General features: G+C 34.7%; 17 protein-coding genes. 8 read left to right on the top strand and 9 right to left on the bottom strand.

The window, feature by feature from the left end:
* Positions 1 to 58: 58 nt before the first annotated feature.
* Positions 59 to 1,000 (top strand): hypothetical protein, encoded by a 942-nt coding sequence (locus EG344_RS09820; RefSeq protein ID WP_123909279.1) that lies wholly within the window; start codon positions 59 to 61, stop codon positions 998 to 1,000.
* An 85-nt stretch (positions 1,001 to 1,085) separates the two neighbouring features.
* Positions 1,086 to 1,649: an aminoacyl-tRNA hydrolase gene (gene pth / locus EG344_RS09815; RefSeq protein WP_123909278.1), complete on the top strand. Its 564-nt coding sequence runs from the start codon at positions 1,086 to 1,088 to the stop codon at positions 1,647 to 1,649.
* 154 nt (positions 1,650 to 1,803) lie between these two features.
* Here pth and EG344_RS09810 read toward each other — a convergent pair whose 3' ends face one another.
* From EG344_RS09810 to EG344_RS09795, 4 genes are all read right to left on the bottom strand, one after another.
* Entirely contained in the window at positions 1,804 to 2,439 is a 636-nt protein-coding gene (locus EG344_RS09810; protein ID WP_123909277.1) for a carbonic anhydrase, read from the bottom strand.
* Positions 2,440 to 2,494: 55 nt separating this feature from the next.
* On the bottom strand, positions 2,495 to 4,087 hold the full coding sequence (locus EG344_RS09805; RefSeq protein WP_123909276.1) for a SulP family inorganic anion transporter: 1,593 nt from the start codon (positions 4,085 to 4,087) through the stop codon (positions 2,495 to 2,497).
* Between the two features lie 149 nt (positions 4,088 to 4,236).
* Complete coding sequence (locus EG344_RS09800) at positions 4,237 to 4,536, bottom strand: hypothetical protein (RefSeq protein WP_123909275.1); 300 nt, start codon at positions 4,534 to 4,536, stop codon at positions 4,237 to 4,239.
* A 22-nt stretch (positions 4,537 to 4,558) separates the two neighbouring features.
* Positions 4,559 to 5,227 carry a carbonic anhydrase gene (locus EG344_RS09795; RefSeq protein WP_123909274.1) on the bottom strand — a complete coding sequence of 223 codons (669 nt, stop codon included), beginning with the start codon at positions 5,225 to 5,227 and terminating at the stop codon, positions 4,559 to 4,561.
* A gap of 392 nt (positions 5,228 to 5,619) precedes the next feature.
* On the opposite strand from EG344_RS09795, the gene EG344_RS09790 reads away from it, so the two are divergent.
* On the top strand, positions 5,620 to 6,732 hold the full coding sequence (locus EG344_RS09790; RefSeq protein ID WP_228412897.1) for a helix-turn-helix domain-containing protein: 1,113 nt from the start codon (positions 5,620 to 5,622) through the stop codon (positions 6,730 to 6,732).
* A gap of 104 nt (positions 6,733 to 6,836) precedes the next feature.
* A complete protein-coding gene (locus tag EG344_RS09785; protein WP_123909272.1) occupies positions 6,837 to 7,445 on the top strand; it encodes a DUF2306 domain-containing protein in 609 nt (202 codons plus the stop codon).
* On the opposite strand, the gene EG344_RS09780 is transcribed toward EG344_RS09785, so the two are convergent.
* The 3 genes from EG344_RS09780 to EG344_RS09770 are packed head-to-tail and all read right to left on the bottom strand — an operon-like array spanning position 7,442 to position 9,726.
* Positions 7,442 to 7,999, bottom strand: a complete 558-nt coding sequence (locus EG344_RS09780; RefSeq protein ID WP_123909271.1) for a serine acetyltransferase — start codon at positions 7,997 to 7,999, stop codon at positions 7,442 to 7,444. The two genes, EG344_RS09785 and EG344_RS09780, sit on opposite strands and share 4 nt — an antisense overlap.
* 11 nt (positions 8,000 to 8,010) lie before the next feature.
* Entirely contained in the window at positions 8,011 to 9,162 is a 1,152-nt protein-coding gene (locus EG344_RS09775) for a glycosyltransferase (RefSeq protein ID WP_123909270.1), read from the bottom strand.
* Entirely contained in the window at positions 9,163 to 9,726 is a 564-nt protein-coding gene (locus tag EG344_RS09770) for an acyltransferase (protein WP_123909269.1), read from the bottom strand. It lies immediately after the preceding gene.
* Positions 9,727 to 9,767: 41 nt separating this feature from the next.
* Here EG344_RS09770 and EG344_RS09765 point away from each other — a divergent pair, with 41 nt between their 5' ends.
* Together EG344_RS09765 and EG344_RS09760 are read left to right on the top strand one after the other, a co-directional pair.
* Positions 9,768 to 10,742 carry a 3-oxoacyl-ACP synthase III family protein gene (locus EG344_RS09765; protein ID WP_123909268.1) on the top strand — a complete coding sequence of 325 codons (975 nt, stop codon included), beginning with the start codon at positions 9,768 to 9,770 and terminating at the stop codon, positions 10,740 to 10,742.
* Between the two features lie 26 nt (positions 10,743 to 10,768).
* Positions 10,769 to 11,005 (top strand): phosphopantetheine-binding protein, encoded by a 237-nt coding sequence (locus EG344_RS09760; protein ID WP_123909267.1) that lies wholly within the window; start codon positions 10,769 to 10,771, stop codon positions 11,003 to 11,005.
* 14 nt (positions 11,006 to 11,019) lie between these two features.
* Here EG344_RS09760 and EG344_RS09755 read toward each other — a convergent pair whose 3' ends face one another.
* Together EG344_RS09755 and EG344_RS09750 are read right to left on the bottom strand one after the other, a co-directional pair.
* Positions 11,020 to 12,192 carry a glycosyltransferase gene (locus EG344_RS09755; protein ID WP_123909266.1) on the bottom strand — a complete coding sequence of 391 codons (1,173 nt, stop codon included), beginning with the start codon at positions 12,190 to 12,192 and terminating at the stop codon, positions 11,020 to 11,022.
* Positions 12,192 to 13,031 (bottom strand): glycosyltransferase family 2 protein, encoded by an 840-nt coding sequence (locus tag EG344_RS09750; RefSeq protein WP_123909265.1) that lies wholly within the window; start codon positions 13,029 to 13,031, stop codon positions 12,192 to 12,194. The genes EG344_RS09755 and EG344_RS09750 overlap by 1 nt, the downstream gene beginning before the upstream one ends.
* 256 nt (positions 13,032 to 13,287) lie before the next feature.
* Here EG344_RS09750 and EG344_RS09745 point away from each other — a divergent pair, with 256 nt between their 5' ends.
* Together EG344_RS09745 and EG344_RS09740 are read left to right on the top strand one after the other, a co-directional pair.
* On the top strand, positions 13,288 to 14,058 hold the full coding sequence (locus EG344_RS09745; protein WP_123909264.1) for a class I SAM-dependent methyltransferase: 771 nt from the start codon (positions 13,288 to 13,290) through the stop codon (positions 14,056 to 14,058).
* A gap of 148 nt (positions 14,059 to 14,206) precedes the next feature.
* On the top strand, positions 14,207 to 15,235 hold the full coding sequence (locus EG344_RS09740) for an acyltransferase family protein (RefSeq protein ID WP_123909263.1): 1,029 nt from the start codon (positions 14,207 to 14,209) through the stop codon (positions 15,233 to 15,235).
* Positions 15,236 to 15,359 lie beyond the last annotated feature (124 nt).

The following is a 15,359-nucleotide window of genomic DNA, read 5'->3' as shown; positions in this document are numbered from 1 at the left end:
ATATAATTTTTATGCAAAAAAAAATTATATTTGTGAAAAAATAATCAATTACCAGGAAATGAAACAAATTTTCTATTTTATCTTATTAATTGCAGGCTTTTCTTCAATCCATTCCTGCAAAGATTTATTGGATGAAGACGGGAATCCTCTTTTGGATTTGAATAATACAGGAGGACTGAGTGGCCCAAGAGCATTATATAGAGAAGTTACAGCTAAAGATACTCTGGCAGAATATCAGTACAGCGGATTGCTTGTAAACAGAGTAATTACAGACAGTGCTTCGATTACCGATATTATGTACAGTGGTGAGAGAATCAGCCAGATCAATTTTAGAGGTTTTCTTGATCTTGATGGAAACGGAAAACTAGATAAAGACAGTATATCTTATAGTAGACAGTTTAATTACGGAAACAACAGCCAACTGCAGTCGATTTCTGAAACCCGTTCTGTTTTCAGAAGACCTCCGCCGGTTCCTCCTTCCACTAAACCAGGACCTCAGACGTTATTCGCTTCAGAAAAATACATTCATACGTTAACGTATAATGCAGCTAGTTCAAAATTAGAGACTATCACTACCGTAAAAGGAGAAGAGGTTATCGGTGGTCCAATTAAGTATACAGATTATACAAAATCAGAATTTACTTATGTGGGAGATAATGTATCTAAAGTACTTCAGGTGTCAGGGCCGGTGACTTCAAATAATCCGAATGTATTTGGTGCACCTACTGAGAAATATAGCTTTGAATATTATGCTTACGATCAGCAGATCAGTCCATTCAGTTTATTGCCACAGGTCTATAAAATTTCAAGACTGTTAGCAACTAAAAGCAGTATTAAAGAGAGTTTGATTTTGTCTCCGAATAACCCTAAGAGATGGTCTGTAACAGACATTACAGTGCCTATTCCAGTTCCTATTGTAATGAGCACAAACTATGTATATGATATACAGACTTACATGACAAAAGGATATGGTATAAACTATATTTATAAACCACAATAGAATAGTTTTTCAACAATATTTAAACTCAATCTTCCTAAGGTTGAGTTTTTTATTTTTTATCCCTTAATTTTGCAAAAAATTTCTGATGAAATATTTAATCGTTGGGCTTGGTAACAAAGGCTCAGAATATGAAAATACACGACACAATATAGGCTTTAAAGTCGCTGAAAAAATAGCTGAAAAACTTGAAGTACCATTTAATACGGCTAATTTTGGCTGGATGGCGGAAGGAAAGTATAAGGGCAGAAAAGTTTTTGTTCTTAAACCGGATACCTATATGAATTTATCAGGTAATGCTGTGAGATACTGGATGCAGAAAGAAAACATCCCTTTGGAAAATGTACTGATTGTAACAGATGATCTGGCTCTCCCTTTCGGAACCCTGAGAATGAAAGGTAAGGGCTCTGATGCGGGTCACAATGGGCTTAAAAATATTAATGAAGTATTACAGACTCAGAATTATGCAAGGCTTCGTTTTGGAATTTCGGCAGATTTTTCTGCAGGACGTCAGGTTGATTATGTATTAGGAACATGGAATGAAGAGGAAACTGAAAAACTAGCTGAAAGAATAGATACTTTTTCAAAAGCTAGTCTTTCTTTTGTTTTTGCAGGAATCAACAATACGATGTCGGGATTTAACGGAAAGTAATTCGCCATTTTTGCTTCAGTTTTATAATAATAAATAAAGGCCATCGGATTTCCGATGGCCTTCTGTTTTACTTTTAAATTAATTTCCAATCAATTTATCTGAGCTATGTTATATACTTTTTAGTAAGTAGCTAAATAGGATCTCTTGATTATTTTTATAACCAGTTTACTGCTCCCGTTTCAACATCGTAGTTCGCTCCAACGATTTTGATTTTACCTTCTTCTTCAAGTCTTTTAAGCGTTGCGCTTTGTTTACGAATGTCTTGGATTGCACTTTTTACATTCTGGTGATTAAGTCTTTCTAAAAGAGAACTGTTTTTTGACGAACGTTCTTCATTTTCTTCAATCACTTCATTGATAATTGGATTGAAATGATTGATAAGGTGGTTCAGGTTGTCCATTCCCATTCCTTCAATTTGTGCTGCATCAAGACCTCCTTTCAAAGCTCCGCATTTAGTGTGTCCTAAAACTACAATCAGTTTAGAACCTGCCACGTTACAGCCAAATTCCATGGAACCAAGAATGTCCTGGTTTACAAAATTACCGGCAATTCTGATACTGAAAACATCTCCCAATCCCTGATCAAAAATTAACTCTGCAGAAGTACGGCTGTCTATACAGCTTAAAACGACTGCAAAAGGCCATTGTCCTTCACGGGTTGCGTTTACCTGCTCAAGAAGGTCTCTGTTAGCTTTAAGGTTATTAACGAATCTTTGGTTTCCTTCCTTTAAAAACTCTAATGCTTTTTCAGGAGTAATGGTAGATTGAGTTTCGTATGTATGTGCTTTCATATAATTTAGTTGTTTGTTGAATTGTTAAATTTAAAATAAAATAATTGAAGTGAGCTTACATTGCTCTTTTGTGCGTAATCAGGATGTGAGAATCTTCGCTTCTTTCATAATCTTTGTATGATGTTTTAAAGCCTAAAAGTTCTACATTGATATCTTCTTCTTTTGCACGGATATTGGCAAAATCCTGGATCATTTCCAGTACATCTGTTGTGATGTATGATGTTTCTCTTGCATCGATGATTACCGTAGAGTTAGATTTTATGTTTTTAAGTGTTTTTTTAATGGCGGCTTTGTTTAAGAATGAAACTTCTTCAGCCAGCTTTATTTTAATTCCATCTGCATCATCCAGCTTTTCTCTGCTCAGATAATAAGCTCTTTTCATATTTCCCTGAAGAATATAGAATACAGAGATGGCAAGACCAATTCCGACACCTTTTAGCAGGTCAGTGGCTACAACAGCAACTACCGTTGCTACAAATGGTACAAACTGGAATTTTCCAAGATGCCAGAAATGTTTAAAAGTAGCAGGTTTTGCCAGTTTATATCCTACAAGGATCAATACAGCAGCAAGGGTTGCCAGCGGGATCAGGTTCAGAATGAATGGAATGGTTAATACACAAACCAACAAAAGGACACCGTGGATCATTGCTGATGCCTTAGACGTTGCTCCGGCGCTGGCATTCGCAGAACTTCTTACTACTACAGATGTCATAGGAAGCCCTCCAATAAACGAGCTTATCAGGTTTCCTATTCCCTGTGCTTTAAGCTCAAGGTTGGTATCTGTAATTCTTCTTTGCTTGTCTAATCTGTCAGAAGCTTCAATACAAAGTAATGTTTCAATAGAAGCTACAATAGCAATAGTTGCTCCTACGATCCACACTTTAGGATTGGTAAAGCCTCCGAAATCCGGTAGGGTAATCAGATTCTTAAAATCATCCAATGATTGCGGAACAGGTAAGGATACTAAATGTTCTGTACCAATAGCCAATGTACTTCCTGATAGTTTGAATAGTTCATTTAACAATATTCCGGCCACTACGGCAACCAATGCTCCGGGAAGCATTTTCATTCTTTTAAGAGCAGGAAATTTATCCCAGGCAATAAGTATCCCTACAGATACAGCCGTTACCATAATGGCTCCAAGGTGAATAGCCCCGAATAGTTCTGTAAAATAATTAAAATTCAGACCATTGCTGAATAGTGACTGATTTCCTTCATAATCTTTATCAAACCCCAGTGCATGAGGAATTTGTTTTAAAATAATAATGATACCGATAGCTGCAAGCATTCCTTCAATAACGTTATTGGGAAAATAATTGGAAATACTACCCGCTCTTACAAAGCCTAAGACCAATTGAATCAGACCTGCAATAATCCCGGCACATAAGAAGAGTTCAAATGCTCCAAGGTCAGTAATTGCAGTAAGTACAATAGCCGTAAGACCTGCGGCAGGTCCTGAAACCGATATATTTGAATTACTAAGAAATCCTACAACAAGGCCACCTACAATTCCGGCAATAACCCCGGATAATGGTGGTGCTCCAGATGCTAAAGCGATCCCTAAGCACAATGGAAGTGCTACTAAGAATACAACGAGTCCGGAAGGGAAATTCTCCTTGATTCCTCCTAATAATGATGTTTTTTTCATGATATTTTTGAAAATATTATAACCGATTGATTTATTATTAAATAATCAATTATAAAAGATTGGAAAATTAATTTTAAAAGTATAAACAGCTTATTCATTACCTTAAAAGGCATGAATAACTATAAAAAAATCTAACTACTACTTTAAAATTAAGCTTCCGGAGGCGGAGAAAATATACTAAGTAAAGGAGATAAATGAAAGGAATCATCTATCAGTACAAAAGACATAGACTGAGGTGCAGGCTCAGAAAACTTCAGATAGTCGAAAACATCTAAAGGTTTTGGAAGTGTCTTTTCGTAAACAATAAAAGAGGATGGGTGAGAATGAGGTTCTTCTTCATTTACTATTATATTTGTTCTCAGAATATCCCAGCCTGCCACCGCAGCAATGCTTGGCAGCGCTGTAAAATTCAGAAAAAACGTTAATACAATAATACTCCAGAATTTCATTTCACATTCTTTTTTAGAAAAACTATTTAGTTTTTCTGCTCATTACCCAATCCGAACCGGTAAGGTTGTAGATCTTTTGGATGTCTTTTAAGATTTTCTCAAAATCAATTTCAAGATCAATAATTTTACCTGTTCTAAGGTCAAATACCCAGCCATGTACAATAGGATATTCTTCTAAAATATATCTTTCCTGTACGCAGGCCATTTTTATTACGTTAATGCATTGCTCCTGAACATTCAGTTCAACCAGTCTGTCATAACGCTTATCTTCATCTTCGATAGAATCAAGTTCTGTCTGGTGCAATCTGTAAACATCTCTGATATTTCTCAACCAAGGATTCAATAATCCTAAATCCTGAGGAGTCATCGCTGCTTTTACACCACCACAATTGTAATGTCCACATACGATAATATGTTTTACTTTAAGATGTTCTACAGCATATTGAATAACTGCTGTGGAACTCATATCCAAAGTATTCACAATATTTGCGATGTTTCTGTGAACAAAAACTTCTCCGGGTTTTGCACCCATCAATTCTTCTGCTGTTGCTCTACTGTCTGAACATCCTATATAAAGATAGTCCGGGTGTTGAGTTTTTGCCAGCTCATGGAAGAAATTTGGATCTGCCGAAACTTTAGATTCTACCCATTTCTTATTGTTCTCAAAAATAACCTCGTACGATTGTGACATAATTTTAAATTTTAAAAGGTTTATAATTATTTATTTCGTTTAAATTATTTTCGAATTCAATAGACTGAATCAATAATTATGCAAAAATATACTTTTTGCTGAAGAACTATTCACTTTTAACAAAGTTTAATATTAAAATATGCTTAAAATCATGTCTAATATTCCGGTATACTTTGCCTTAGCGTGAATAAGGTCTTCTCAATAATCCAAACGTTTAAAAAACTAAGATAAAATTACGAAGTAAAAATTATAATTTAAGAATTAAAGATTAAAATTTTTTTAAATTATAAGGTCATCTTAAGGAATTGGGGATTATTTTGTTAAAAAAATGGATACTTACTGTAGAAAAATGAATAAATTAACATCGTGATTTTAACCCTAAAGTTTCAATAGTGGATTTTGATTTGGGAATATTGTATTGGGCAGGAATTTTTATTGCCTTTTTTTCATCTTTTCTGATTTTGGGAAAACGGGAAAAGAAAACACAAGATTTTCTTTTAGCAATGTGGTTTTTGATTATCGGGGTCCATCTCATTTTTTTTGTATTACTGCGTTCAGATGGATACTTGAAATATCCTTATCTCATCGGATACGAACTGCTTTTCCCCTTTATGCATGGGCCAATGTTGTATTTGTATATTTTATCTGTAACGGGTGGAAATCCAGGTAAAAAGGACTGGCTGTTGAATTGGATTCCTGTTCTGATGATCTATATGATATTGTTTCAATTTCTCATGTTATCTCCTCAAAATAGAATGGTCGTTTATCAGAATAAAGGGAGGGGGTATGAGGTATTGAGTGACGTAATCAAAGTTTTAATGAATGTTTCAGGAGTTTTGTATGTAAGTCTGTGCCTCTTTGCTATTAAAAAATACAAACGGAAAATTTCTGATCAGTATTCTAATACTGAAAAAATTAATCTGAACTGGTCATATTATCTGATCACAGGAATTGCATTGATATGGATTGCTGTTATCATGAGAAATGATATCCTTATTTTTTCAATGGTTGTTTTGTTTATTTTGGTTGCTGCTTACTTTGGGATCAGTCGGGTTGGTATTTTAGATTTACCAGTTACAGTTGGTATTGAGGCTGAAACAAAAGCTGAAAATGAATTTGTAAAATACCAGAAAAATTCTCCCGGAGATGAAGTTATAAGAACTGTTTATGAAAAACTGGTAGAACGGATGGCTCATGAAAAACTGTATAAGGATTCAGAGCTTAACCTAAATCATGTTGCGGAATTGCTGGATATTCATCCAAATATATTATCTCAGACCATTAACTCTGTAGAAAATAAGAATTTTTATGATTATATCAACCGTCACCGGGTTGAGGAGTTTAAAAGAATAGCAAGCCTTCCTGAAAATCAAAAATACACGATTTTATCATTAGCCTTTGAAAGTGGTTTCAATTCCAAGACCTCATTTAACCGGAATTTTAAAAAATATATGAATTGTTCTCCCAGAGAGTTCTTAAAAAGTCAAAATCTTAACTTGGAGTAGTAAGTGTCAGATAACGAGTGTTATAATATTAGTTTCAACTTTCATTTTGGAACATTTAGGTGATTTTTTATATTCATTTTTGCTGAAAAATTTAATCAGCAGTTATGAAGAAATTCTTATTTGTCATCATGTGTTTTTTTGCATTAATGATCGGGATGTATCCTTTGATTTATTTTTTTGTAGAACATAAACATACTTTTTTAGGTTTAAAATCTCCGGAAATACTTCACAATCAAATTTGGAAGTTTGCATTTTTTGCTCATATCATTTTCGGTGGAATCTCTCTTTTCATTGGCTGGCGCCAGTTTGGTAGTAAATTTCGAAATAAGCATCCGCAACTTCATAGAATAATTGGAAAATCTTATGTTATTTCTGTATTGATAAGTTCTGTTTCTGCAATCTACATGGGAATATATGCCAACGGGGGAATTATATCGTCAGTTGGATTTATCTTTTTGGGATTGGTGTGGCTTATAACTACTTTAACTGCAGTTGCTCAAATCAGAAAAGGCAATGTGATGAAACACCAACAATTGATGATTTACAGTTATGCCTGTACCTTTGCGGCAGTAACATTAAGACTTTGGTATCCTTTGTTAACAAGTGTCACAAAGGATCCTGATAATTCTTATCTTGCTGTAGCATGGTTATGCTGGCTTCCCAATTTGCTGGTAGCCTATTGTATTAATAAAAAGAATGTTGAGGTTAATTAAGATATCTTATTGTTGATATATCCATTGGTAGCATTTTCTGTAGGATAGATTTTGCCGGGATTTCCCATGACCATAGAATCATCAGGAACGTCAAAATTAACGTAGGCATTGGGGGCAATCAAAACATTGTTTCCTATGTTTACGTTGCCAACAATAACGGCGTTTGGGCCAATCCATACTTCATCACCAATAACAGGGTAGCCTTCATTTTTACCTCTATTCTGCTGTCCGATCGTTACTCCTTGGGCAATATTACAGTTTTTGCCGATTTTCGCTTTAGGATTGATAACAAGCGCTCCCCAATGCCCCAGATATAAGCCTTCTCCGATCTGCGTTTCAGGATAAATCTGAAATCCATATTTTATCTGATAATGCCTTAAAACAAATTTCCAGAATAAACCGGAAATAGATTTTTTCTGGTATTTCTGAGCTTTTCTGAGGATATAGAGATAATGAAGATTAGGATTAATGCACTTTTTCCAAATCTCAAATGTAGAAAGCCATTTTCCGCTTTCCCTGTAAAAATCTTTCTGTATTGCTGTATACTCTGGCATAACAAAATATTTTATACATGATCAATGATTTCCTGAAGATGTGCTACTGATTTTTCGAGCACAAATGGAAGTTCTGTATGAGCTATTTCTTTTTCATAATTTGCTGAAAGCTCACCGTGAGTTAAGAATTGTTTCATACCTTCATAAATTCCTTCTTCGGAGTTCGGGGTAATAAGCCCCAGTTTTCCATCCTGAAGCAGGTCTTTTATTCCTGAAACATCGGTAGAAACAACAGATTTATTAAGGATAAGAGCTTCTGCAATAATGGTAGGAAATCCTTCATGACGGGATGACATTATATAAAAGTCTGATTGCTTAAGGTAAGGATAAGGATTACTTCTGAAGCCCAACATTTTTACGGTCTCCTGAAGTCCCAATTGATTGAGCTTTGCCTGGATATTTTCAAAATCAAACCCATCACCAATAATGATGATCTGATGTTTCAATCCTTCATCCATTAATTTTTTATGGACATCCAAAAGCCTGTCGTAGCCCTTTTGAGGATACACAGTGCCTATGGTTACAAAGGTTGGAAGATCCTTGGAAAAAGGATAATCAGTAATTTTAACTTCAGCTTTCTGCAGCGTGTCTTGAGAATCAATGGGATTGAAGATCTTCACAACAGCCTGTTTTTCTTTCTCATTACGGGCCAGTTTTTGCATTTCCTCCTTCAATTTATTGGAAATGACCAGAATCCGGTCAAATTTGAAAAACTGTTTGATGACATCCGGAGTATATTCTTTTAGATTAAAGATGTCATTCTGAACCCAGACGATCTTTTTGGAATCCTTTTGCGGACTGGATAATACTTCTTTATACATCCCATGAATCGCCGCTATTTCTACATCGTATTTTTTATTCTTTAGTATGTATTTATAGAGAAGGGAAGGGAACATCAGGAACATTTTCTGATAAAGTACCCTGAATGCTTTTACTGGAATTTCATGAGGTCTGTTGGTGGTAATCATTTCCCCTTTCAACAAATAATGTAATTTTACCCATGATGGAACTTCTTTGATGTACATTCCCGTATACAGGTTAATCAAAAGATCAACTTCATATTTGTCTTTGGGAAGGTTTTTAAGAAAGTTGATCAGAACTTTTTCTGCACCACCATGGCGAAGGGAACCGATTCTAATAAGAATTTTCTTTTTTTCAGACATTTATTTTTTTATAGGTTTATAAGTATGAGGGAGGTGTTTTTTTACGTAAGCTTCCAGTTGAGGCCTGTCTAATTCAAGCTCTCGTGGATACATGACATTGTTTTTTAATGCTTTGTCACCATACTCTTCAATAGTACAGATGAATTTTGCCGGAATTCCTGCATAAACCGTTCCGTTCGGCATAGAGGAAGTTAAAATGGAACCCGCTCCCAATACACAGTTGTCACCTATTTCTGAACCGAGCATGATGATGGTGTCTGCACCAATAAAGCACTGTTTCCCAATTTTTATGCGCCCGAAAGCTCTTACATCTTTATATTTTTCAAAAAAATGTAAAGCATTATAGCCGCCGTCATGATTAATGAATCTAACATTATTAGAAAGTGTTGTTTCGTCACCTATTTCAATTAAAAAAGGTTCAGTGCCTAATTCAGGAACTTCCACAAAACGAACATTTTTTCCTACCTTTAATCCTTTAGCAATACAAATTTTGAGATAGATTCTCTTGATAAGATATTGATAAGTGGTATGAATTTTTAATATGATACGATATATGAATATCATTATTCTAAATTTGTTTTTCTCATACAAAGAAAAGAATTTATATGATAAGAATTTCTAAAATAGAATATTATTTACCTGAATTGATTCTTACTAACATGGATCTGGAAAAGGAATTTCCTGAATGGAGTTCTGAAAGAATCCGGGAAAAAGTAGGGATTATGCAACGTCATATTTCTTCAGAAAATGAGACTGTGCTGGACTTGGCTATACAGTCATCAGAAAAGGTTTTTGAGGATTATGACAGGAACAAAATAGACTTTATTCTTTTCTGCACCCAAAGCCCGGATTATTTCCTTCCCACCACTGCTTGTATTCTACAGGATAAACTGGGATTGAGAAAAAATATTGGGGCTGTAGATTTCAATTTGGGCTGTTCCGGGTTTGTTTATGGATTGGCTTTTGCTAAAGGATTAATTACCGCTGGAATTGCCAACACTATTTTGTTAATCACTTCAGAAACGTATACCAAACATATTCATCCAAAAGATAAAGGAAACCGTTGCCTGTTTGGAGATGCTTCAGCCTCAGTAATTGTTGAGAAAGATACGGATGCAGGAGATTATAAATTCTGTATAGGCACTGATGGCAGCGGGGCTGAAAACTTAATAGTGAAAAAAGGAGGTTTCAGGACGAACTTTCTTGTAAATCCCAATCATGAATTCAATCCTGAGAATCTTTATATGAACGGACCTGAAATTTTTAATTTTACTATAGAAAAGATACCGGGGCTGATTAAAGAAACCATGAATGCAAATGGTCTTACTATGGATGATATTGATTATTTTGTTTTTCACCAGGCTAATTCTTTTATGCTGAATTATTTGAGAAAGAAGACAAAAATTCCCACCGAAAAATTCTACATTGATATGGAGAAAACAGGAAATACAGTCTCCGCAACGATTCCCATTGCACTGAAAAATATGCAGGATAAAGGCCTGTTAAAAAAAGGAAATAAGATTTTGCTTGCCGGCTTTGGAGTAGGGTATTCCTGGGCCGCTACCATTATAGATGTTTAATTCACAAATCACAAAATTTAAAATATATGAAAACTTCCGTTTTTTTAGAAAAATTACAAGAGGAACTAGAAGAAAATCAAGCGCTGAGCAAGGAAACCAAGCTGAAAGATCTGGAAAATTATGATTCTATCAGTTTACTTTCTGTGATTGCTTTTGTAGATGAAAACTTCGATCAACAGCTTGATCCTGATCAGTTTAAAAATATGGAAACAGTGTCAGATCTGATGAATATTATTGGGTTGGAAAACTTTGAAAGTGAATGATGGTTGCATAACCATCATTCACTTTGTTTTTGCTGGTAAAGATTCTCAAGGATCTGTTCAACGGCATTGAAGATCTTTTGATTGTCAAACTGATCTTCGATCGTAAGAAGGTTCTTTCTGATTCTGGAGATTAATTCCGGATCAGAAAGGAATTTTTTCATCGCTTCATACATTTCGTTAGTTTCGTAATTGATCAGATATCCTGTTTCGCGATCTTTAATCATAATTCCTACATCGCCGGTATCTGTTGCAATAATCGGCTTTTGAAGAATCAGTGCTTCGGCAATCACAAGTGGCCATGCTTCTGACTCGGAAGGAAGAATAAAGTAATCTGCATTTTTAATATAAGGATAGGGGTTCATTTGATTGCCACATAAAATAAATGTGCTCTGAACATTATTGGTGCTGATTTGAGCTTTCAGGTTTTCCATTTCTTCTCCGTTTCCAAGTATTAAGATACTGTGATGGAAACCTTCGTCTATCAGTTTTTTATGAGCATCAATAAGTTTGTGATAGCCTTTTCTGTGATGGAGCCTGCCTACAGAAACAAAGACTGGTCCTTGAGGGAAATCTTTTAATTTCTCTTCTGCCTTTTTTTTAATTTCTTCAATAGGAATGGCATTGATGACTACACTTTCTGCAGGATATTTTAAGTCCGGGTAATACAGATGCATCATTTCTTTGATCCTTTTCGAACAGTAGATCATATGGTCAAACTTTTGAAAGTTTTCTATAATCTCCGGAACTGCAGGTTGCAAAGCTGGCAAATTGATTTCAGAGTGAAACCATCCTATTTTTTTTGAATGTTTATTGCTTGAATTATTGACCGATGAGAATGTGGCGTAAGAAGGAGAGATCTCTATGTCAAATTTTTTATTTCCTAAGATACGATCAGATATTCTGGGACTTTTTAATATTCGCATCAGCTTTAATCTTCTGCGGACAAGCTGAAGTTTATTGATGAATGGATTTTGAGAAAACCCCTCTTTGCCTTCAGTGAGGTAAACCTTTTTTACATGGTCGGGAATTTCATTTCGAAGTTCTCCCTGATTCATGTTGAGGCAAATGGTTAATTCAAATTTGTCACGATTCAGATTGTTGAGCATGCTCAATACTACTTTTTCCACTCCTCCCATTTCCATCGAGCGGTGTCTGAAAAGAACCTGTATTTTCTTATTTTGTGCCATTATCTGAAAAGTTTTTGTAAAGTAATAATTATATTTTTTTTAATCCTGTACCAAATTCCATGCTGATATTCCAAAAGAGCAAAAATCTCCTGATGATGGGTGTAATTTTCCGGGATCTTTTTTCCATTGATCTTGGTAAGGTTTCTTCTTTTCATAGTCGCTAGGACAACCTGTGCAAAGTAATCATAAGACTTACCTTTATTATTATTCTGAGAAATACCTCCTGAATGGGCCCTGTAAAGATAATTGGTGTCATCTATAAAATACACGTCCCCTTTTTCATACATCTTTAAATACAGATCCTGGTCTTCTGCAATTCTTAATTCCGGATTCATTTTTTCTGTTTGTCCGTAAACATCCTTTCTGAATGTTACAAAATGATTGATCTGATTGGGATAATTGAAGAAATAAGGATCACCGTTCCTTACCTGCATTGCAGATTTAAATGGTGCAATGGGCTTCAGGTCTTTGTCACACCCCATAAAGCGGGAATAGGTGAGTACTACTTTCTTTTTATCTTTAAAAACCTGAATTGCCTTTTCAATAGCTGTAGGAAGGATGGCATCATCAGGATCAACAAAGCCACAAATGTCTCCGGAAGCCAGTTCTATAAGTCTGCTTTTTGTAACCCCTACACCCCTATTTTTTTCATTTTCAAAAAACTTAAACCTTTGATCTCCTGCAATGATGGCTTTTACAAGCTCTTTTTCATCTTCTGAAGAAGCATCATCCACAATAACGGCTTCCCAATCGGGATAGGTTTGTTTTAGCAGAGAATCGTAGCAATCTCTGAATAATGTAGCATTATTGTAATGAGCAATAAGAATGGAAAACTTCATGTTGGTTTATAAAGGGTATTGACAATTAATTTCTGTACTTAAAGACTCCATCCTTTTATCAGTTGTGGCTGACAAATATTTCAGGAAATAGACTGAAAGAAAATTGTTCATTGAAAAATGAAATCCTGATGGTAAACTGGCATTTTTCATCATAGAGAGAAGGTAATGTTTTTTTTCACTTGAGTTACACAAATATAATCCGTTTTTATATAAATGAAAAAAAAACTTTATTTTTGCTTTTATTAAAGGCTGTAGAGTGGGTGAAATAACGAGAGTTCTTAAAACATTTATCGGGTATCTGAAAAGACCGGATCTTTATCCGGAATTGGGCCGGAAGATTATTAAAAATACGGTTAACAGAGGTAATGCTTTTAAGGGGAAAGAAAAGACCAATTCCTGGGCAGCTGAAAAGGCCGTATCACAGAAGGAAGCCATTTCAAAGCTTTTTGGATTAGAAATAGATACTTTTCGTAATGATTATCATGAAGTTTTAGGGAAAGCCAATCAAAGAGAAAAGGAATGTCCTGTGAAAATGGGAGGTCCCGGAGCTTTGGAACTGATTTATTATGCCTGTGAGTTTACCAATGCACAACATGTTATAGAAACGGGAGTAGCCTATGGATGGTCTTCATTAGCTTCATTATTATCTCTTGTAAAAAGAAACGGAACACTGTACAGTTCAGATATGCCTTATTTGGCTCAGGATGGAGATCAATATGTAGGATATGTGGTTCCTGAAACTCTCAAAGGGAAATGGAAATTATTCCGTTTTGCAGACAGGGAATCACTACCGAAGATTTTTGCTGAAAACACAATATTCGATGTTCTCCACTATGATTCAGATAAAAGTTATAACGGAAGAATGTGGGCTTACGATGAACTTTACCATCATTTGAAAAAAGGAGGTGTTTTCATCAGTGATGATATTGGCGATAATTCTTCCTACCAAGATTTTTGTGAAAAAAATAAGATAGAGACTACCGTTGTAGAATATGAAGGAAAATACATCGGTGTTTTTATTAAATAACTTTATATCAAGGTTTTATTTGTTTGTTTTTTAGAAGAGGTTGTGGATATTTTGAATAAGAAATATCGGTAACATTACAAGCCGGTGAAGATCTGTGGATTAAAAAATGTACAAATAAATTTATGCAACAGCTGTTTAAGCAGTTCTTATGAAGATAAGTCAGATTACATTTACCAGATTTCTTGCGGCGATGGCTATTGTCATTTCCCATTTCAATAAAGATCTGTTTTTATATAAAATCGATTATATATCAAATATTTTCCTGAAAGCCAATGTAGGAGTGAGCTACTTCTTCATTCTTTCCGGTTTTATTATGATTGTGGCTTATCACAAAAAAGATAAGATCGAATATTTCGAGTATTATAAAAACCGGTTTGCAAGGATTTACCCTTTATATGTGCTGGGACTTTTATTGTATTTGGTAACCCGATATTCTGACTTCAGTATTTATAAAGGATTTTTATATTTGCTTGGGCTTCAGAGCTGGATTCCTGGTGAGGCTATGGTCCTGAATTTCCCAGGTTGGTCTATTTCTGTAGAGTTTCTGTTTTATCTGCTCTTTCCTTTGTTATACAATCATTTTTATTCTAAAGGAAATAAAAGTGTTTGGGTGATTACCATTATCATATGGATTATTACGCAGGCATTTTGCAGTCTATATTCAGAGTCATCTTATTATAAAGGACCTCATACAGAAATCCATGAACTATTGTATTACTTTCCGCTGATGCATATCAATGAATTTCTGGTGGGAAATCTTGCAGGGCTCTATTTTGTGAGAAATTCGAGACAGAAGAACTATGATATTCCTATTGTCATTATTTTTGGATTGATTATATTATCGCTGATGTTTACTTCATTTTTCTATCACAATGGTTTGATGGCATTGTTGTTTATTCCGCTTATTATCTTGATCTCAAGGAATAATGGAGTTCTGTCGAGGCTTTTCTCATTAAAACCTTTGGAATACCTGGGAGAGGCAAGTTTTGCAATATACATTACTCATATTCCTGTTCTCTACATTCTGAGAGAGCTTTTAAAGTGGGGAAAATATAAATTTTCCATTGATATCGTATTTGGGATTTACGTAATTTTTCTTATTATAATCTGTATTCTGTTTTATCAATTTATAGAAAAACCATTAAGAGATTATCTGAAAAAGTTGAAGATCAGATAAAAATTTTTATTTTTGTAACAAAGCAACACAATTATAGAAATGAGAAAAGTTCCCTTCATCCATATCTCAGACGAGAATCCAGATTTAGTTTTTTTTATAAAAAGAATAATGTAAAGGCTGAACT

Origin of the sequence: Chryseobacterium sp. G0162 (assembly GCF_003815715.1) — a bacterium.
GTDB lineage: Bacteria > Bacteroidota > Bacteroidia > Flavobacteriales > Weeksellaceae > Chryseobacterium.
The sequence above is the reverse complement of the archived record's forward strand: the minus strand, read 5'-3'. Positions and strand labels throughout refer to the sequence as shown.